At 65.9% G+C, this 19,916-nt stretch carries 16 protein-coding genes; 7 read left to right on the top strand and 9 right to left on the bottom strand.

All coding sequences use genetic code 11. The features are described from left to right. The first annotated feature begins 6 nt into the window (after positions 1-6). Entirely contained in the window at positions 7-1,032 is a 1,026-nt protein-coding gene (locus tag J4Z35_RS06930) for a hypothetical protein (protein ID WP_131941385.1), read from the top strand. 13 nt (positions 1,033-1,045) lie between these two features. Here J4Z35_RS06930 and J4Z35_RS06925 read toward each other — a convergent pair whose 3' ends face one another. After that, positions 1,046-1,990: a glycosyltransferase family 2 protein gene (locus J4Z35_RS06925; protein WP_074046107.1), complete on the bottom strand. Its 945-nt coding sequence runs from the start codon at positions 1,988-1,990 to the stop codon at positions 1,046-1,048. 82 nt (positions 1,991-2,072) lie between these two features. Between J4Z35_RS06925 and J4Z35_RS06920 the strand changes: the two genes are divergently transcribed. From J4Z35_RS06920 to J4Z35_RS06895, 6 genes are all read left to right on the top strand, one after another. Further along, positions 2,073-2,765 carry an acylneuraminate cytidylyltransferase family protein gene (locus J4Z35_RS06920; protein WP_040014461.1) on the top strand — a complete coding sequence of 231 codons (693 nt, stop codon included), beginning with the start codon at positions 2,073-2,075 and terminating at the stop codon, positions 2,763-2,765. A gap of 178 nt (positions 2,766-2,943) precedes the next feature. After that, complete coding sequence (locus J4Z35_RS06915; protein WP_131941387.1) at positions 2,944-5,226, top strand: N-acetylneuraminate synthase family protein; 2,283 nt, start codon at positions 2,944-2,946, stop codon at positions 5,224-5,226. 287 nt (positions 5,227-5,513) lie between these two features. Then, the gene (locus J4Z35_RS06910; RefSeq protein ID WP_347813538.1) at positions 5,514-7,250 is read left to right on the top strand and encodes a glycosyltransferase; all 1,737 of its coding nucleotides are present in this window, start codon (positions 5,514-5,516) and stop codon (positions 7,248-7,250) included. After that, positions 7,238-8,281, top strand: a complete 1,044-nt coding sequence (locus tag J4Z35_RS06905) for a glycosyltransferase family 4 protein (RefSeq protein ID WP_338137510.1) — start codon at positions 7,238-7,240, stop codon at positions 8,279-8,281. The genes J4Z35_RS06910 and J4Z35_RS06905 overlap by 13 nt, the downstream gene beginning before the upstream one ends. Then, positions 8,278-9,207: a glycosyltransferase gene (locus tag J4Z35_RS06900; RefSeq protein WP_040014460.1), complete on the top strand. Its 930-nt coding sequence runs from the start codon at positions 8,278-8,280 to the stop codon at positions 9,205-9,207. Before J4Z35_RS06905 ends, J4Z35_RS06900 begins: the two co-directional genes overlap by 4 nt. Then, complete coding sequence (locus J4Z35_RS06895) at positions 9,200-10,468, top strand: glycosyltransferase (protein WP_131941395.1); 1,269 nt, start codon at positions 9,200-9,202, stop codon at positions 10,466-10,468. The genes J4Z35_RS06900 and J4Z35_RS06895 overlap by 8 nt, the downstream gene beginning before the upstream one ends. Before the next feature lie 83 nt (positions 10,469-10,551). Here J4Z35_RS06895 and J4Z35_RS06890 read toward each other — a convergent pair whose 3' ends face one another. The 8 genes from J4Z35_RS06890 to J4Z35_RS06855 are packed head-to-tail and all read right to left on the bottom strand — an operon-like array spanning position 10,552 to position 19,870. Further along, positions 10,552-12,738 carry a glycosyltransferase gene (locus J4Z35_RS06890; protein ID WP_160126227.1) on the bottom strand — a complete coding sequence of 729 codons (2,187 nt, stop codon included), beginning with the start codon at positions 12,736-12,738 and terminating at the stop codon, positions 10,552-10,554. A 5-nt stretch (positions 12,739-12,743) separates the two neighbouring features. Next, complete coding sequence (locus J4Z35_RS06885) at positions 12,744-14,603, bottom strand: ABC transporter ATP-binding protein (RefSeq protein ID WP_160126228.1); 1,860 nt, start codon at positions 14,601-14,603, stop codon at positions 12,744-12,746. Beyond that, positions 14,600-15,790 (bottom strand): glycosyltransferase, encoded by a 1,191-nt coding sequence (locus J4Z35_RS06880; protein WP_131941403.1) that lies wholly within the window; start codon positions 15,788-15,790, stop codon positions 14,600-14,602. The genes J4Z35_RS06885 and J4Z35_RS06880 overlap by 4 nt, the downstream gene beginning before the upstream one ends. Beyond that, positions 15,787-16,803, bottom strand: a complete 1,017-nt coding sequence (locus J4Z35_RS14830) for a glycosyltransferase (protein ID WP_006944450.1) — start codon at positions 16,801-16,803, stop codon at positions 15,787-15,789. The genes J4Z35_RS06880 and J4Z35_RS14830 overlap by 4 nt, the downstream gene beginning before the upstream one ends. Then, complete coding sequence (locus J4Z35_RS14825; RefSeq protein ID WP_160126229.1) at positions 16,800-17,348, bottom strand: DapH/DapD/GlmU-related protein; 549 nt, start codon at positions 17,346-17,348, stop codon at positions 16,800-16,802. Before J4Z35_RS14825 ends, J4Z35_RS14830 begins: the two co-directional genes overlap by 4 nt. Continuing rightward, positions 17,345-18,688, bottom strand: coding sequence for an O-antigen ligase family protein (locus J4Z35_RS06865; protein WP_131941406.1), 1,344 nt, complete (start codon positions 18,686-18,688; stop codon positions 17,345-17,347). The genes J4Z35_RS14825 and J4Z35_RS06865 overlap by 4 nt, the downstream gene beginning before the upstream one ends. Next, positions 18,675-18,986: a PqqD family protein gene (locus J4Z35_RS14820; protein ID WP_038569058.1), complete on the bottom strand. Its 312-nt coding sequence runs from the start codon at positions 18,984-18,986 to the stop codon at positions 18,675-18,677. The genes J4Z35_RS06865 and J4Z35_RS14820 overlap by 14 nt, the downstream gene beginning before the upstream one ends. Then, complete coding sequence (locus tag J4Z35_RS06855) at positions 18,983-19,870, bottom strand: nucleotidyltransferase family protein (RefSeq protein WP_051806060.1); 888 nt, start codon at positions 19,868-19,870, stop codon at positions 18,983-18,985. Before J4Z35_RS06855 ends, J4Z35_RS14820 begins: the two co-directional genes overlap by 4 nt. Positions 19,871-19,916: the final 46 nt, after the last annotated feature.

The raw sequence follows: 19,916 nt of genomic DNA, 5'->3' as shown, positions 1-19,916 counted from the left end.
GGCCACGTGAACGATTCGTCCGCACCTGACTCCCTGGCCGCCCTGATCGCGGAACGCGACGTGCTGGTCCTGTCGCCGCACATGGACGATGCCATGCTCAGCGCCTCGTCGGTGGTGCTCGATCACCCGTGCGAGGTGTGGACGGTCTTCACGGGTGCGCCGCGCCCGCCACAGACGACGTCCTGGGACCTCGGCTGCGGGTTCGCGGATTCGGACGCGACGATCGCCGCTCGCAAGGACGAGGACGCACGCGCCTTCGCCGGGACGCCGGCCCGGACCCGTCACCTCGACGCTCTCGAAGGCGCCTATGCGACGCGTGAGCAGCACCGCGCCGCACTGCCCGGCATCGAGGCCGAGATCGACGCGTGGATGACGGCGCATCCCGACGGCGTCGTCATCACCCCCGCCTGTGCGGGGCTGCACATGCCGCCGCCCGTGTGGCAGCCCGCCCTCGACGCGGCGAAGCGCGTCAAGAACGCCGTCGCGGCGCGGCGCGGCGCGGCCTTGTCGGCGACGCCGTCGAACGACGAACCGCTCCGCGAGCGCGAGGCGCCCGCGGGCGAGCCGGCTGAAGCCCCCTCTGCCGTACCCGGCTCTGCCGGCCTCCTGGCGAGCGTCAAGGGCGGTGTGCGGTCTGCGGCGCAGCGGCTCCTGCACGAGGAGCATCTGCGTCGGCGGCGCCGCACGATGGGTGAGGACGGTCTCGCAGCGAACCCTGATCACCTGGCGCTGCGCGATCTGACGTTGCGTGTCGCGGCCCGCCACCCGGGTGTGCAGCTCGTGCTGTTCGAGGATCTGCCCTACCTGTGGCACGCGCGCGGCGACGACGAGGTGGCGCGGCTCGAGCGTTCGAGTGGCGTGGGCGCGACCCGCGTCACCGTGCCCGTCGACGTCGAGCGCAAGCACGCCCACCTGCGTCACTACGCCTCGCAGCTGCCGGTTCTCGATCAGCGCGGGCGTCTGCTCGAGGCGGCGAACCTGCCGGATCACGAGGTGTTCTGGCTGGTGTCGACCCTCCCGGACGCGAACTGATGAAGGCAGGCGGTCAGGTCAGCCCGATGCCCGTGCGGCGCTCGATGGGTTCGCGGCGCACCTTGTAGCGCACGAATCCCCGCGCCTGGCCGGCTCGGAGTCCGGCGCGTGCCGCGAGTCCGATCAGGTCGCGTTGCTCGGCGGGACGCAGCGCCATGCGGGCGGCCGCGCCGGGGAGCTTCGCCATGTCCACGTACCAGCGCGGCGCATGCAGATGCGGCGAGGTCGCCCACAGGTCGTGCGCGGAGCAGAGTTTCATGTGCATGAGACCGGCGTCGTAGGCCCGCCGGAACGCGGCGCTGGTCGTGGCACGTCGCCGCTCGGCCAGGGTCATCCCCCAGCTCTTGCCGAGGGTGTAGCCGGCCGCGACGAGACGTAGCGCGAAGTCGTTGTCCTCCACACCCGGGAAAAAGGCTTGATCCCAGCCGTCGAGGGCCCGCACGGCGTCCTTGCTGAAGGCGCAGGCCCCGCCCATCATGATCGGGTAGCCGGGGTTGAGGTCCACCGCGGAGAAGTCGAGTGCCCCGTATGGATCGGCGCCCGGTCCGAGCACCTCCCAGACATGATCGAGGCCCTCGGTGAACTCGGCCGCGTCGATCATCGTCACGGCGCCCGTGACGAAGTCGGCCTGCGTCAGCCCCTCGTACGCCGCGCGCACGAACGTCGGACCGGCGGCGTCGTCGGCGTCGCACAGGACGGCCAGTTCGGCGGCGGCCTCGCGCACCCCGACGTTCCTGGCCACCGAGATGCCCTGGGCCTCCGTCGCCCGCACGACGCGCAGATTCGCGATGCGGTCGGTGAACTGCTCGACGACCTCGTCCGGTGGCGTCGACGAACGGTTGTCGACGACGAGTACCTCGAAGATCGGCGGATCGAGCTGACGCGACAGCGCCTCGAGCTGCAGCCCGAGCGTGGCGTTAGCGTCGTAGCACGGAATGATCACACTGATGTCGATCATGGAACTCCCCCGTCCTCCCCCGTCGACCTGCGGCCGCGGCACCCCTTTGGGCGATCATATCGACTCACCTAGGCTGGACGTCATGTCGAACGCGACGCCCGCCATCATCCCCGCACGCGGCGGGTCGAAGGGCATCCCCCGCAAAAACCTCAAGCTGCTCGAGGGCAAGCCCCTCATCGTCTGGACGATCGAGCAGGTCCTCGCGACGCGCGGGCTGACCCCCTACGTCTCGACCGAGGACGCCGAGATCGCCGACGTCGCCCGTGGCGCCGGCGCGCAGGTCATCGAGCGTCCCGACGAGTTGGCGGGTGACACGACGGCGTCGGAGCCCGTCATCGAGCACGCCATCGAGGTCATCACCGCCGAGGTCGGCCGGCCGGATCAGGTGATGTTCCTGCAGGCCACCTCTCCCCTGCGGCTGCCCGGCACCCTCGCGCGCTGCCTCGACGAGTTCGCCGTCACGGGCGCCGACTCGATGGTGGGCGTCGTGCCGGCCGAGATCTTCATGTGGCGACGCGTGCCGCACGTCGAGGCCCTCTACCCGTACGAGGCGCGCCCCCGCCGTCAGGATCTGCTTCCCGAGCAGCTGCGCTATCGCGAGACGGGGTCGCTGTACCTCACCCGCACCGAGATCTACGAGCGCCACCACAATCGTCTCGGCGGCTCGATCGAGTTGTTCGTCATGGATCCGCTCGAGGGCATCGACATCGACGCCGAGCACGACTTCACCCTCGCCGAGAGCCTGTGGCGCCGGATGAGCGAACGCGACGCGTGAGCGATACCGCGCGGTAATGATCGGCGGTCCGGACCCCGGCGAGGCGGCGTCGAGACGGTTATGATTAGGCGCATCGGGTTGGTTGCCATGGCCTGTCCCGGTCCGCACGGGGGTGTGCAGACCGCAGCACGACGGCCGCGACACCGCGGCGCATGCGCCGAACGAGTTCAGGAGATTCATGACCACCATCGCCCGGGAGATCGCTCCCTACGTGGTGTTCAGCGACGACACGATCCTCGCAGCGCTCAACAAGATCAGTGACAACAAGACCGGCATCGTCTTCTGCGTCGACGCACACGGCATCCTGCAGGGCGCACTGTCCGACGGCGATTTCCGCCGGTGGGTGACGGCGCACCCGAGCGCCGACCTGAACGCCACCGTCATGGCTGCGGCTCACACGTCGCCGGTGAAACTCGCGCACGGCACCGAGACGCAGACGATCTCGCAGGCGTTCCGCGACGGCGTGCGCGTCATCCCACTCGTCGACGAGCACGGCCACGTGCGTGCGGTTGCGCGCAACGCGCTCGGCAGCGAGATCCGCATTGGGCGCCACGCGATCGGTGAGGGCAACCGCTGCCTCGTCATCGCCGAGATCGGCAACAACCACCAGGGGGACATGGAGCTCGCGAAGCAGCTCGTCGACCTCGCCAAGAAGTCCGGTGCGGACGCCGTCAAGTTCCAGCTGCGCGATCTGACGGGCCTGTACCGTCAGGGCGACTTCGCCTCCAGCGCCGGCGAGGATCTCGGCGCGCAGTACACGATGAACCTGCTCGCCAAGTACTCCTTCACGAACGAGCAGATGATCGAGATCCTCGACTACTGCAAGAGCGTCGACATCGACGCGTTCTGCACGCCGTGGGACGAAGCGTCGCTCAGGGTCCTCGCCGACTACGGGGTGCCCGCGCTCAAGATCGCGAGCGCCGACATGACGAACCACGACCTCCTGCGCGCCTGCGCGGCCGAGCACCTGCCGATGCTCGTCTCGACGGGCATGTCGACGGAGGACGAGATCGTCGCGAGCGTCGACGTCATGCGTCAGGCGGGCGGTGAGTTCGTCCTGCTGCAGGTGCAGTCGACGTACCCGGCGCCGTTCAAGGACATCAACCTCAAGTACATGGATCGACTCGCCGAGCTCGGCGAGTGCCCGGTCGGCTACTCGGGCCACGAGCGTGGCTATCACGTGCCGATCGCCGCGGTGGCGCGCGGCGCGCACGTCGTCGAGAAGCACTTCACCATCGACAAGACGCTCGAGGGCAACGACCATCAGGTGTCGTTGCTGCCCGAGGAGTTCGCGGAGATGGTGACGAAGATCCGCGAGGTCGAGTCGGCGCTCGGCAACGGCGAGTCGCGCGCCGTTTCCACCGGCGAGTTGATGAACCGCGCCAACCTCGCGAAATCGCTCGTCGCGACGCGTGACATCGCGGTCGGCGAGAAGCTGACGCGCGCGGACGTGGCGGTCAAGTCGCCGGGCCGGGGGCTGCAGCCGAACCGGCTCGGGGCGCTCGTCGGGCGCACGATGCGTCGCACCATCGAGTCGGGCGATTTCTTCTACGCCACCGACCTGACGGACGCCGTCGCGCACGGGCGCGCGTACGAGTTCGAGCGTCCCTGGGGGCTGCCGGTGCGCTACCACGACGCGCGCAAGCTGCTCGGCGTCGGCGAGACGCTGACGAACCCCGATTTCCTCGAGTTCCACCTGTCCTACAAGGACGTGGAGATGAGCCCCGAGCAGATCGCGGACGCGTTCGGCAACGCGAAGTTCGACGGCATGTTCCACACCGTCCACTGCCCCGACCTGTATGCAGGCGACTTCATCATCAACCTCGCGAGCGACGACGAGGCGACGTGGGAGCGTTCGATCCACGAGGTGCAGAAGGTCGTCGAGATCACGCGCGATCTCGGTCGCTGGTTCGACGGCAACGGCGAACCCCCGATCGTCATCTGCACGATGGGCGGCTTCACGATGGACGCCTTCGACACGCCCGCACAGCGCACCGTCAAGTACGAGCGCATCGCAAAGGCTCTCGAACGCGTCGACGACACCGACGTGCGCCTGACCGCGCAGACCCTGCCGCCGTACCCGTGGCTCATGGGCGGCCAGCAGCACCACAACCTGTTCATGGACGTCGACGACACGGTGTGGTTCTGCGAGCAGTTCGGCCGCCGCCTGACGTTCGACCTGTCGCACTCGAAGCTCGCGGCGAACTTCACGAAGAAGCCGTTCAGCGAGTACGTCGAGAAGCTCGCGCCGCTCAGCGATCACCTGCACGTCGTCGACGCCGAGGGTGTCGACGGCGAGGGCCCGCAGATCGGCGACGGCGAGATCGACTGGCCCGCCACGGCAGCGCAGTTGGACCGTCTCGCCCCCGGCGTCCCGTTCATCCCGGAGATCTGGCAGGGCCACGTCAACAATGGCGAGGGCTTCTGGACCGCCCTGGATCGGTTGGAGGCCTGGCTGTGAACACCCCTGCCCCCGTCGCCCTGTGGGTCTCCCCCGTCTCCAATCTTGCAGGCGTGGCGCGACACATCCTGGATGTCGCGCGCCACGGTCTGCCCGGATGGCGACTCGTCGTCGCGGCACCCGAAGGCCCCCTGCTGGATGAGCTCCGTGGCCTCGACATCCCCGTTCACACCCTCGATGTCGACCAACCCGTCCACAGGGCTGTGGCGGATCTGCGCGGAATCATCAAGCGGTTGGACCCGCACATCGTGCACTCGCACCTCGCGAAAGCGGACTTCCTCGCCACGATGGCGGCTGTCGGTCTTCCTGTCACCCTCGTCTCCACCGAACATCACATCCCCGAGGACCCGAGAGTCTTCCACTCGAGCAAGGCGAAGGCGTGGTCGCGGCAGTCCGCGCACCACGCCCGGACGCGTCGCGTCGCGCGGCTCATCGCCGTCAGTGAGTCCACGAAGCGCGACATGGAGAGGTACTGGCGTCCGGGCGCGCCGATCACCGTCATCAAGAACGGTGTGGATCGGACGACGGCGCCTCCTCGCTCCCCCGGGTTGCGGTTGCTCTCCCTGGCCCGACTCGATGCTGAGAAGAACATCGATGCAACGCTGCGCATCTTCCGTCAGGTGCGCGCCCAGCAGCCAGGGGCCACGCTGACGATCGCGGGCACGGGCTCTGAGGCCGATCGGCTACGTGCCGTGGCGCGTGAGCTCGGAGTCGACGACGCCGCCAATTTCGCTGGGTTCGTCGATGCTCGCGAAGCGCTCGCGTCGCACGACGTTCTCGTCCAGCCGTCGAGGGCCGACAATCTCTCGTACACCCTGCTTGACGCGGTGAACTCCGGTCTCGGTGTGGTGGCCAGCGACATCGGGGGCAACCCAGAGATCCTGCCACCTCGATGCCTCGCACCCTTGAGCGACGAGTCGGCCATGGCGGATGCTGTGATCGAGCAGGGTCTCGACGTGTCGAAGCGCCCGCACCTACCCGATGACATCCCGACCGTGAGCGAGATGGTCGACGCCGTCCTCGACGTGTATGCAGAACTAGGACTCGCCCCCGCTGATCTCGGCCGTGAGCTGGCCACGCCGGTGCGCGCTGCCAAGCCGGCGGTGAGCGTCGTCACCGCGTACTACAAGAATCACGCCACGCTCGGCGAGCAGCTCGACGCCCTCGTCGCGCAGGTGGACGCGCCGCCCTTCGAGGTCGTCGTCGCCGACAACGAAGGCTCTGCGAAGCTGGCGCGGATCGTGGAACGCTACCGCGGCGCGCTCGACATCCGCGTGGTGTCGGCCAATGACGTTCAGGGCCAGTGCCACGCTCGCAACGTGGGGGTGAAGGCCGCGCGCGGTGACGTCATCGCGATGTCCGATGCGGACGACGTCGTGGGCGAGCGGTGGGTGGCGACGCTGCATCGGGTGGTGTCTCAGACCGACGTCCTCGCCACCGGCATGATGCGTCTCGACGTCATCAATTCGGAGTTCGTGTGCCGTGCCAAGGCGGTCGCTGATGGGCTCGACCAGGTGCCGCATCCGTACGAGCAGGGCCCGTTCTCCTATCTGGGCTACGAGGTGTTCGTCTTCGGCTCCAACATCGGGATCCGCCGGAGCACCTACCTCGAGCTCGGCGGCATGAACGAAGCCATGCTGGGCGGCAGCGAAGACGTCGACTTCTCCTGGCGGTTGTTGGAATCGGGCCGCACGATCGTCGTGGACCCCGACGCCACGGTTCACTACCGACTTCGCGCCGGCACCTATGACGCGATGACGCAGGGGTATCGCTACAGCCGCGCCCAACTGGGTCTGTGGCGCCGCAGTCAGCTGCTGGGCCGCCCGGTGCGCGGCATGTCGTTCCGGTGGGCGGTCACGGAGACGGCGAAGCTGCCGCTGGCCTGGGCCAAGGCGCCTGGGCTCAGCGCGGAAGAGCGTTTTGCCCTCGCAGGCCGAACAGGCTGGATCACCGGCAATCTGGCCGGGCAGATCGCCGTGCGCGCTCCCTGGTATCGGCCGCCGGAGGAACCGTGCTCCATCTGAATCTCTGCGCCAACCAAGGTGCGGTCGGCGGCGGGGAGGTCATGCTCTTGGCGATCGCGCAGGCGGCCCGGAGCCTGGGTCATGAGGTCACAATCATCGCGCCGGAGCAGCCTTGTGAGGTCGCCCGTGAAGCCGCTGCTCTGGGGTTCAGCACCGTCGCCCTCCCCGGGGACTCGACAGCCGGGTACATGCGCGGTCTCCGACGGTGGGATGCCCGTGAGCGCACGGGCATCCTGTGGTGCAACGGGCTGCGGCCCGCCGTGGCCACGGCCGGTCACAGACGCCGCATCGTTCATCTTCACCAGGAGCCCCACGGAGTCCAACGTGTCCTGATGACGATCGCACGAGTCGGCTCCATGGTGACCCTGGTCCCCTCCGAGTTCATGGGCCGCAGAATTCCCCGCACCCGGGTGTTGGAGAACTGGGTGGATGAGCCGCCCAGCACCAGGGACAGTTCGGTCCGCCGAGATCTGAAGTCCCCGGTCATTGGATACCTCGGGCGCCTCTCGAGCGACAAAGGCGTACCGATCCTTTGCAGGGCAGTCGCGACGCTTCGCGAGGGTCATCGCAACCCGACGCTCCTGCTCGCCGGCGAATCACGGTTCGTGAGCGAGGCCGACGCCACGCGCGTTGACGCGGCTATCGCTGCGCTGGGCGCGACTGCGGTCCGAAAGGGGTGGATGGAGCGCGCCGAGTTCTTCGAGTCTGTTGATCTGGCCGTCTTCCCCTCGGTGTGGGACGAGCCCTTCGGACTTGTCGTGGCCGAAGCCATGGCCGCGCGCTGCCCGTTCGTCGTGAGCGATGCCGGGGCGCTGCCGGAGGTTGCGGGACCGGGCTATCCGTTTGTCGCAGCACGCGACGATGCCGGCTCTCTCGCCGCCGTCATCGAAGACGCTCTGAGTGAACCCACTGAGGACGTCGTGGACCGCGCTCAACAGAGGTGGCACGTGAAGTATTCACCGGAAGGGGGCCGGGAGCGTCTGCACCAATTGCTGATTGACATCCTCAGGAAAGGCGACGGCAAATCATGAAAGCATCTGTCATCGTTCCGTCCCGCGGAGGAGCAGAGCGCCTACCTCGGCTCCTCGATGCACTGAGCCGACAGACTTACGAGTCGTGGGAGGCCGTCATCGTGCTCGATGGTGACATCGACGGCTCAGCATCGGTGGTCGAGCGCTACTCGCATCTCCCGGTGCAGGTCCTCGTCTTTCCAGAGAACAGGGGCCGTGTAGCAGCACTGAACGCGGGTTTTGCCGCCGCTGACGGCGACGTCCTGATCCGGGCGGATGATGATTTCGAACCCTCCCCAACCCATATCGCGGCTCATGTCGAACCTCATCGGCGGGGTGTGTGCGGGGTGATCGGCTTACCACTGAACATCGCACCGAACAATGCCTACATGCGCGCCTACGGTACTGTCGCTGACGAGCGGGGCCGACAGGATGCATACGGGACCGCACCAGAGGATCGTTGGCGGCTCTGGGGAGGAAATACATCCGTCCGGCGGGAGATCTTCGAAGAAGTGGGCGGATTCGATCCACGCTATGTGGGGTACGGCTGGGAGGACCTCGACCTCGGATATCGCCTCCGCCGCCACGGGATACCGCTGCTCCTCGTACCCGGAGCGGAAGTGCGACACCACATGGCTGCCGTGACGACGACGGCACGGGCGCGCCGAGCTTTTCGGTCGGGGCAGGGCCGCCGACGATTCGAACACATCCACGGTCGAGGCTCCTCATCCTCGCCCCACTCGTCCCCCGCGACCGTGTGGAACACGGCCGTGTCGGGCCTAGGACGCATGCTCACGTACGACCGCACCGAACATCTGGCCTCGACCATCGATCGAATGCTCCCCCTGCTGCCGCGACCGGCCGCTCGCAAGGCGATCGCGCTCATCGTCGAGAGTGCGGCCCGGGCCGGGTTCGTCTCCGGGGAAGAGACAAGCCACCATGTCTGAATCGGTCTCACACATCCGTTTCGTCGTCCCGCGGTTTCCCGACACCAGTGGCGGAGCCACTGTCGTGGAGAACCTCATGACTGCATTCCGACAGCGCGGGATCACGGTCGACGTCGTATCGATCTACCCGGGTTCCAAGAACCAGGAGGGCGCATCGCCGACGGGTGCAGACGACGTCGTCACCGTTCTGGAGCGTGAGGACTTGCATCGATACCCCGTCTCCATCTCATACGGCCCCTTGCGCGCTGCCCCTCTTGCCCTGTTCAAGCGATGGGACCGGTGGCGCCGACTCTCTGCTCTGCGACGCACCATGGCCACGTTGCCCGCCAACAGCGTCGTCATCTACACCCACGTCCTCGGCAAGATGATGGTCGACGAGTCCGGTTTTGAGCGATCCCCGACCGGCCCACTGTTCGTCGGGCAGCACCATTCGTCGTTCGCAAGTCTCGACGACGAGCCATGGCTCCGGGAGGCTCTTCCGAAACACTTCGCTGACTGTGATGCCTTCGTCGCGCTCTCCGATGAGGACGCAGCCTCCTTCGGCTCGCTGCTCGACGTGCCGTGCGTCGCAATCCCCAACCCGGCACCAGAGGGCCGCACTCTCTCCACGCAATCGACGAAGAGAGCGGTGGCATTGGCACGCTTGTCGCACGAAAAGCAGACCCCTCTCATGGTGCGTCTCTTCGCCGCGGCGATCACCGTGCCCGAGGCGGATGGGTGGTCGTTGGCCATCTACGGCGACGGGGTCGAGCGCCCCCAGGTTGCCGACGAGATCGAGCACTCTGGCATGCATACGCGGATCGAGTTGGCCGGTGTCGTCGACGATTCAGCCACCGCGCTGTCAGACGCGTCGTTGAATCTCCTGACGTCAAGCCTCGAAGGCTTCGGCATGACGATCTTGGAGGCGGCGTGCTCAGGGATCCCTTCGATCGCGTTCGATTGCTCTGAGGGTGTGCGGTCGCAGCTGGAGGACGGGGCTGGGTACCTCGTCCCTGCCAGCGACGAAACTGCCTACGTCGAGGCGCTCAGAGCCGCCATGACCAACGATGAAGAACGGGCTCGCCGGGCTGACCGCGCGCTGACTCGCTCCCGGTCGTACGATGCGTCGACCATCGCAGCACGCTGGCTCGCACTATTCGACACCCTATTTCCCATGGACCCACCAGCCCCCTCTGAAGAGTCCTCCACGGCGCAGGCCCGTCCCGAATCAACGCACCCGTGCGCGTCCCCCGGTGTTCCCTCGCCCCGCCGCGAAGCCTGAGCGGGGCGGTGTCACAGTTTCCGGTCCTTGATGGGCGTCAGCCTCACAGCGTCGTCGACAAGCAAATTTCCCACCCCGGGAGGTCATTCATCGATCGCTGCCATGATCCGACGAGCAACAGCCGCGCGTGTGAATTCACTCGCCCTATGCCTGGCCGCACCACTCCGCTCACGAGCCGATTCGGGGTCTGCTGCTGTCTTCATCGCGGCCACCAGCGCCGCATGGTCGTCACGGTCAACCGTGATGCCCGTGTCTCCCAGAAGCCATCCGGGCCCTCCCACGGCAGGGCCGATGCTGGGAACCCCTGCCTGCATGGCTTCGACGAAGATGATGCCTGCTGGTTCACAGTCAGCCAGTGCGATACAACAGGTGGCGCGGCGCCACAAGTCCTCCATGTCGGCGCGGTCGCCTGGATCCCGAAGGTCCTTCCAGCCGTGGCAGATCACCCCCGGAAACTCGACCTGCGGATGCTGACCTACCAGGTGCAACTCTGCCTCGGGAAACTCTCGACGGACGTCCGAGAAAGCCTTCGCCACCTGAGGACCTCCCTTTCCGATCCACTCCCTGGCCGGAAAGAGGAATCTCGGGGGAGACCATTGTTTGTGGTGCGACGGCTCGACCTCGAAATTGGCGCTGATACCCACCGCGCGAGCCTTCTCGGAAGGGCAATGACAGTCGTTCACTGCAGAATCGGCCGCCCACCCCGTCGAGAACAGTGCGGCATGATTCGCCGCGTACGATTCAACCTGATGACGGCTGCGCGCGACTGTCGTGCGCTGGGGAACGGTCCCCCAGAAACGGGACGGCCACTGGAGCGCCTGTGGAATGGTCATGTCTTCGTAGGAGGCCGTGCGGGGGTGTCGGACGCTGTAACCGGTGCCCATCTGCAGGACGCCGTCGACTGGGCCTACGGTCCGTAGACGCCGCGCCGCCGTCCAGCTGACGAGCCGCAGATGCGTCATCGACTGCGTGGATCCGGCCAGGGCACGCCGCATGGCTGTTCGCCTCCCCCGCTTCGCGAGTCCAGGAACCCCCCAGGCCAGCTGTACCGCCCGTCTGACGAAGCGCCAGCCGACCGGGGAGCAGTCCACGGTGATCACATCGACGCCGGCCTCTTCAAGCCCCTGCACGAGGTTGCTGGGCGTGCCCGACCACAATCCTGGGTCACGAGGATCTCCGATCGCCAGCACAGCCACCCGTCGCACGCCGTGAGCGGCCGCGACACGGCGCTGCATAGCGGGTGCATGACCTCGTGAGATCACGGCAGAGAGCGGGGTCTGGACGAGTCGCCGGCACCTGTCTCGGGTCTCACGGACCAAACAGGCCAAGGCGCGAACTGCCCCTGGCTCACGCGTTACTCCTACGCGGGCGAGAGCGAGACGAACGCCTAGGCCAAGCGCAGGACGCTCTTGCGTGGCAGCGCGCAGCGCCTCGACAACCAGGTCACGGTATTCCCCTGTTCGCCACAGCCGGATGGCCAGGGGCGGCATGGCGGTCCGAATATAGGCATCCCCCTCATCCGAGACCCCCACCTGTTTGAGCAGTATCCCGACGCGAGCGGCGAGAAACCCCGCGTCATCGTCTCGGAAACGAGTGGTCCCGAGCGACGTCGATACCTCACGGAAATCCACGAGCGGTTCATCGACACAGATGATGCGCCCATGAGCCGCAAGACGTAGCCACAGGTCATAGTCCTCGAAGAACCATCGCTCGTCGTATCCCCCTACGGCCCGAACGGCCTCGGTCGCTACCAGGACCGAGGCTGCGGGTAACCAGCACTGATGCAGCAGACGCGTGTGGATGTTGCCTTCGAGTGCCCCTGGGCCTGAGGGCCACTCGTGCAGCGTGCGGTAGTCCGGCTGCAGCACCTGGCCTTCCTCGTCGATCCGCCGGGCGTTCGAATAGACAGCAACGGCACGGTGCCCATCCCCCACCCAGCGATCTATGAGCGACTCCAACCGTTCAGGAATCATCCGATCATCTGCCGAGACGTACGTGTAGAACGGTGTGGTGATCGTCTCCAGCGCTTCATTCAGACCACGGCACAACCCGATGTTCTGAGGGTGCACGACAAGCTCATATCCGGCCTCTGGATGGCGGGAGAGCCAGGATACAATCCGCGCCACAGAACTGTCGCCGGATGCATCGTCGATGATGAGCACGCGCTCCGGCGCACGCGTCTGGACGAGGATCGAATCGAGCAATTCTTCTACGAACCGCTCGTGATTATAGCACACGACGACGACCGTGACTCCGAGGTTGTCAGCCATTCGCTTCATCCCTCCTCGAGTCGACCGAGACGCACCAAGCGTGCGAACGCGGGGCTCTGGGTTTGTAGTTTCGCAAAGGTGCCGGACCCGACTACGCGGCCATCCTCCAGGTAGATCACACAATCGGCATGCTTGACGGTCGAAAGCCGGTGGGCCACGAGAATCACCGTGATGCTTCCGTGTAGGCCACGAATGACTGCGCTGATCTTGTCCTCTGTCTCGTTGTCCAGAGCTGACGTGGCCTCGTCGAGAACGAGGACCTGCGGGCGACGATACAGTGCCCGCGCGATACCGACGCGTTGCTTCTGCCCACCCGACAATTGGGTTCCTTGAAAGCCGACGATCGCGTCGATACCCCCCGGCAGGGAATCAACAAGCTCACCGAGTTGTGCCAGGCGAAGGGCCGCTTCAACAGCCCTACGGTCGGCAGACTCTTCGTCGGCTCCGAACGCCACGTTCTCCCACAACGTCGCGGCCAGCAGGTAGACGTCCTGCGGAACGTAAGCGACCTTGTCAAGCCATTGTGCATGATCGGCGACGATGTCGAGCCCATCGAACGACACCTGGCCATAGGTAGGTTGGATTAGCCCGAGGACAATGTCGATGAGGGTTGTCTTGCCGGAGCCGGACAAGCCGCAAACAGCAAGTGACGATCCCTCGGGAACCACGAATGACACGCCCTGCAACACGTCGTCGACCCCATCCGGGTAACGGAACCGCACGTCGTCGACGACGAGGTCGCCGGATCCCATCGCAGTCGCCGCGTGGCCCAGGTGCGGGTCCTTCTGGGCTCGTCCAGCTCGGGCGGCCCCCTTGCGGGGGGCTTCGCTCAGTCCCCGCAAAGCTTTCGTCGTGACATGGAGGCCCTCGATGCCGAATCGGATGTTTCCCAGCGTGGCGGTGAGCGCTGTCAACGACGGCAGCAACTTCACGGCGGCCGCGACGAAGAGGGTGATGGTGGGCATTGTGTTGTCCGCCCCGCCGCTCAGCGCGCTCGAACACAGCAGAACCGCGATCCCGAGAATCGTGACGAATTCGAGGACATACTTGGGAGCCTGGGCATAGAAGTTGGCGTCCCGAGACGCGGCGGCATTACGTGTGGCCGCATCACTGTACGTCACGAGAAAGTGCTGCTCAGCCTTGTGCATTCGCACTTCGCGGGCCCCATAGATCGCTTCGAGCAACGCATGGCTCATCTGCCCCGCGGCCTCTTGCGCAGCGATACCCGCCCTTCGATTCCTCGGCGCCAAGAATCGCTGGACCAGCGCGACCGCCACGAGGGAGTACACGATGACGCCCAGGGTCGCGCCAGGGGCCACGGCGAAGAGGAAACCGGCAATGAGACTGATTGACAGGAGCTGCCCGAACACCCCGAGCACGCCTCCCAGAACGTTGGCGTGGGCGGCCTGCACCGCGGCACCCACCGTACGGACGACCGCGCCGACATCCCGTCGTCGTTGCACGAGATAGCTGTCGCTCAAGTAGCTGTGCAGCAGCCTGGTCGCTGTCAGGACTTGGAGACGGGCCACGAAGTCGAAGGACCAGCGCGCGACCGCGAGGGCAAAGATGCTCTTTGTCAAGAAAGCCAGCACCATGGCGACGCAAAGCATCACGGCGAAAGGGCCACGCTCAGGCGTGCCCGCAAGGCGATGGATGACCCCGAGGTAACCGGCCTCGAGGCTCGCCCCGGAAAGCACCTGCATGACGGGCAGGACGACTGCCAAGCCGGCGAGATCGAGCAATGAGACCACGAACTGCAGTGCAGCGTACAAGCCGAGCTGTGCGCGGGTGCCGCGTGGAAAGCTGGAGACTAGGTAGCGCAACTCGCGCACCCAGGAGGTCTCCGGTTCAACAGAAGTAGTCATGAACGAGGACTCCCGGTTTCGACGAGGGTCAGGAGGCGTGTCGCGAACGCGGCCTCGGAGAATTCTGCTGCTCGCCGCTGCGCGGCTCGACGCAAGCTGGCCAAGTCTGTCGGATCGGCGCGGGCAATATTGCGTGTAGCCAGCCGCAACTCCTCCAAGCTCGTCCATCGCACCGTTCCTGGCGCGTCTGCGACGACTTCTGCCGGGCCCGCGGTGTCATACACCATGGCGATAGCTCCCGCGGACATGGCTTCCACGGTCGTGATGCCGAAGTGCTCCTGTGACTGCGGTGCCATGAGGTGTGACTCTCCGAAACCCTGTGCGTGCCAGTACACCGACGACTCGCGATAAAGCGTGTGCAGTTCTTCAAGAGAGGCATTGGGATGAAACGCGACGGGCAGGCCAACGGACATCTCACGCAGCCTGGCCAGCTCTGCCTCTGAACCAACACTCCCAGCCAGATGCAATTGCCAGCCTTCTGCGTGCAGGTCCGCCATTGCGCGGAAGGCCACGATGAGGGCTTCCTGGTTCTTGTACGGGTGACCCGGCTGCCGGTCCTGAAATCTTCCGACTGCGAGGATCGAAGGCTGCCGCCAAACCCGTCCTGCCCCGACGCCGCAACAGGGCGGGTAGAGGACGTAGGGGTCGACACCCCAACGCTGTCGCGCGTGAGAGGCGGTGAACCGTGAGTTGGCAAGGAATGACGTGTAGGTGGCTCGAAAGTCGCTCCCCCGATTCTGCAGGCGGCGCGCGTACTGCGTCCAGGAGACGTAACGTGCACGAAGACCCGTGAGTCCGGGCGTCGTCAACTGGTGCGGGAAGTGGATGTAATACAGACTGCGCTCGGCGAGTCCCGGCAGAGTCGCGCCGTACATGCACGTGAGAAAGACGTCCGGCTGCATCGAGCGCACGATGCGGGCCCAGACTAACTCTTCGATCACCGTTCGCAGCGCCTCGAAGCGTCCCATCCTCCCGACGCTGGGAAGTTCCTCGTACGCAACGCCGTCGAGGTCGATCCCGAAGTAATCGGCGTAAGCCCCGAGGTCATCAACCTGGCCGGGAGCCACGATCACCGTGTCGTAACCGGCTGCCTTGAGCGTTTCAGCTGCGACGAGCGCTACGCGCTCGGCGCCGCCGCGCGCGGCAAGCATCGGGGCGAGGACGACCGCTCGGCCCCTGTCACTCACGACCACGCCTCCAATAGAGCGTCCGCGCGGTGCGTGAAGGTGTGTTGGGCGAGAGTACGTCGACGTGCCCTCTCGCGCAGCATCATGAAGTCCTGCGGACGCGCCACCGCGTGTCGGCACAGGTCCACGAGCTCCTCGTGGCCGTCGTACACGAGGATCTCTTCGCCTGGATCGTAGAAATCCGCCACGTCGGCACGATCAATGATCTGCACCGCACCCACCCCGGCGGCCTCGAACGTTCTCATCGTGAAGCCGTCCTGATCCCCGTGGATGTTCAAGGTGGCCCTGCCGTTCCGCATGATGGCGTGCGCGGACGGGCCGGCCACGTCGCGTCTGGCCGGGATGCCGAGTGAGCGCACACGCCACGTGCGCGCGCGGTCGAACACGTGATCCGACCAGCCCCGCCCCCAGGCCTGAACGGGGACACCTGCAGAGACAAGCGCCGCGAGCGCATGCTCTCTCTTGGGCAAGGGCGCACCGACGAAACTCACGAGCCCGGCGCCCGCAGTTGTGTTGTCGATGACGCTCGATGCATCGAAACCCAAAGGCACCTGCGCGATACGATGACCAGCCGCCCGGAGCGTTGCAGCGTCCTGGGCGCTGTACGTCGCCAACTGGGCATACCGCCCGACGAGGTCCGCGTCAAAATTGGTACGGCGGATCTCGTCATACATCCACACTCCGACGAGCCGGTCGTTCTCGGCGGCGAGGGCCCAGAACTCTTCTGTCAGAACATCCCCGCGAATGACGAGGACGAAGTCTGGAGACACTTCGCGAACCCGGGCCATGGCGCGGCGCGAGACCGTGGCGCCGGACAGATGCCCTCCGTCACCTCGAAGTTTGCCGGCTAGTTCGTGTGCGGTCTTGTTCCAGAGCTTCTCAGCGGGCGACGCGGCGACGTCGTAGCAATGGGTGAGCACCTCGTACCCCAACTCACCGAACGCCCGCCCGATGGCTGCGTAATAGCCGTGGAATGAAGGAGAGATGATGAGCAGTGACCGCGAGCGCGTCACGCTTCACCTCCCATCACGCGCGCAGGAACGCCGCCCACGACGGCGCCCGGCGCCACATCCTTGACGACGACGGCGCCGGCTGCAACAGTCGCCCCTCTGCCGATGGCTACTCCTCCGAGCACCACGGCGTTCTGGCCGATGAAGACGTCGTCCTCGATGAGGACGGGCCCGGTGCCGCGGACCTCATGCCGTGAGCCTCCTCGGGCATGGTCGGTCGACGTCACCATGACGTTGTCCGCGAAGACACAACCGCGACCGATGCTCACCGGGTCGATCGAGTGCAGGTGTACGCGATGGCCGATGTAGGTGTCCGCACCGATGGCAAGGTGCCCCGCGGGGCCTTCCGCCGCCAGCCAAGCGCCGTCTCGAATGATGACCCGATCCGCGACGCTGATCCTGTCGGTCCCCTGGATCATGAGAGGCGAAACCAGCACGCTGCTCGACCCGAAGTGCGCGAAGGCCCGTCGATACAAAGGGATCAGGAGTTGGGCCCGCCGATAGCGAACACCTGGGGTCTTCTCGATCAATGTTCGTGTCATCTTCACGCCTGGACCTCCGATCGCGAGGCGCCGACTGGAGCGCCGCGATGCAGCGGCGCCGCGTTGGATGCGCGTGGCGGGGCGATCTCTGCGGCCCGCCACGCAAGATTCGACGCGGCGGCGGGTTTGCCGAGACGGTAAGCGATGCAGATTCCGAGCACGATGAAGGCACCCACCGTCATGAACACCTCTCCCAGTTTCCACGCGCAGACGAGCACGACGATGACCGTCGCCTCTGCTGTGAGCATCTCCCATGAGACATGCAGTCGTCGATCGAGCAATCCCAGGCCGAGGAGGACGAAGGCCAGAACGGTTGACCAGAGAAAAACATGACCGCCCTCGACGAAAGCCTGCAGATACGAATCATGGAACCATTGCCGTCGATCACCGATCACCACGAACCCCTGATTGAGACCGAGGCCCGTCCACGGCGTCAGGGATGCTTTGATTTCCATCGCCTGATCGATCTGCGCCCTGTACCAATCGGTGCCTGTTCGGTCACCGAACGCGGAACTGGAGGCATAGTTGTTGATCGAGAAGACGAGAACCGCATACCCGATCGCCGCGAGGGCGATTCGATAGGCCACACCGATCCGGTTGCGGAGCAGGACCCACAGGGCGGCCAGCACGATACCTCCGAGCGCGGTTCGCGATCCGGTGAGAAAGACGAACCACGTCGAGAGGAAGAACCACGGTATGCGCCAACGCGGGGACAGAACCGCAAGCCCGAGGATCCCCCATATCGCGTAGTACATCCCTGCAACGTTCTTGTCCCCATAGAAACCGGTCAGATATGGCGGGTAATTATTCTCCGTCAGCCCGGCATAGAACAGAAGGACGTTGGCACATGCGCTCATGCATGCTCCGATGATGAACGACCGAATGTCGATCCGCCCGGTTGCGATGACAACGCACACGGCGAAGAGAATGAAGAACTTCAGGAGGCGCTGCTGCCACGGCATGCCGTGGAAGACGGAAACCAGGACGAGGAAGGCCATGAGTGCCAGGAAGGCGATGACCAGGAGACCACCGCCCGGTACGGTCAGCTTCGCTCGCCGGCAGGCACTGACGGCCACCATCACGACACCCGTTGCAAGACCGCCCACAAGACCCCCAGGCAGGGCGGTGGTGACGAACATCAGCGAGAAACCCATGACGAGGTCCAGGAGAACCACCGGCCCCCAGAAGCCGGCGACGGCCTGCCCGACCTTTTCCACGCGCGTCGAGGCGTGCGGTCCTTCCGTTGCGGCCTTGACGTTACGGGATTCAGGCACAGACGCACTTCGGCGGGTCTCAGCGCCGAGCAGGTGCTGCCACTCGGGAGCCATCCCCTCAGTTCGATTCATGGCCCGACCTCTCCTCCAGCAGGCCGTGATCGACCAAGGACATCACGAAGTTCTGCACGGGCTGCGCGATCTCGTCGGACGGCCATCCGTGCTCAGCAGCCAAGAGCGCCACGAGCCCCTCCGTGTCGGAGACCCGCGGGGACGCCCGCCAGACCAGCAACCCTACCTGCGGCAACCGCACGATGACTCCTCGAGACGCCCTGAGCACCCACACCGCAGATCGATCATCGGGGTCCGTCTCCACAGCGATGTCCTCAGGGATGGCCCATCGGCCCTGGGTTTCTTCACGGCGAGTCATCGCTCGGCCCTCGTACGCAGCCGCGTTTCAAGCCGGTGAAGCACATCACCGAGGGCCGTGACGAATCGCTGCCGGAAAGCGTGCACATATTCACGGCGCGTGGGAGGGTGGCCCAGCTCGTCGCTCAAGAGGCCCTTGTTGACCATGAAGAATGCACGGAAGACCCGCCCCTTCGCCAGTGGCCCGCGTGCCGCCCGGAAACGCCCGCCCCACTCGTCCAGACGTGATCCTTGCCCGCTGGAGAAGTACTTCCACAACGCGTAGGCAGGCAGCCCACGGAATTCCTCGAGACCACCGACGGCGGCAGCCAGCGCCAGCCGAGCCTCCATCTCGTCGGCGCGCCGTACCACTGCGGCGCGGCTCCCCTCCTCAGCCCCGCCCCAGGCAGCCTCGAGGTCCTCGATCCGGTGGCCGCCGCTACGCGCGAAGTGAAGAAGCAGCACCAGTCGCTGATCGTTCAGCGACGGCACATCACAGGCCACCCCGGCGAGGGTCCGGGTTGTGCGCTGTCCCCACATGGCTTCGAAGGCCGTCGCGGGCTCGACATCGAACCCGGGCCACCAGCGATGTACATCCAGAAGGCCGAGCTCGTGGCGGAGGTTCATCGCGTGACCGAAAGCGGAGCCTTCGTCGAAACCTGTGATCTCGCGCCAACCTCGCGCCCGGAGCGCCTCGACAAAGGCAAGCACGTGCTGGGGGCGAACGAGGACGTCCACGTCAACGCTGTGCCGCGCCGCCCGCTGCAGGCGGAGATCCACTGCTGGGCCTTTGACGTGGAGAAGGTCGCAACCGACCTCGTCAGCGATGAGCTGTACATAAGCATGCAGCAGCCGGACACGGACTGTCTGAGGGACCTCGACGCAGTTTGCCGTCATCGTGTCCATTCGTCATCCCCTATCCTGGCCTTGCACGTTCCAACACACAGGCGCG

The organism is Dermacoccus sp. NHGro5 (genome assembly GCF_017565385.1).
Lineage (GTDB): Bacteria > Actinomycetota > Actinomycetes > Actinomycetales > Dermatophilaceae > Dermacoccus > Dermacoccus nishinomiyaensis.
This window is presented reverse-complemented; position numbering and strand designations above follow the sequence as displayed.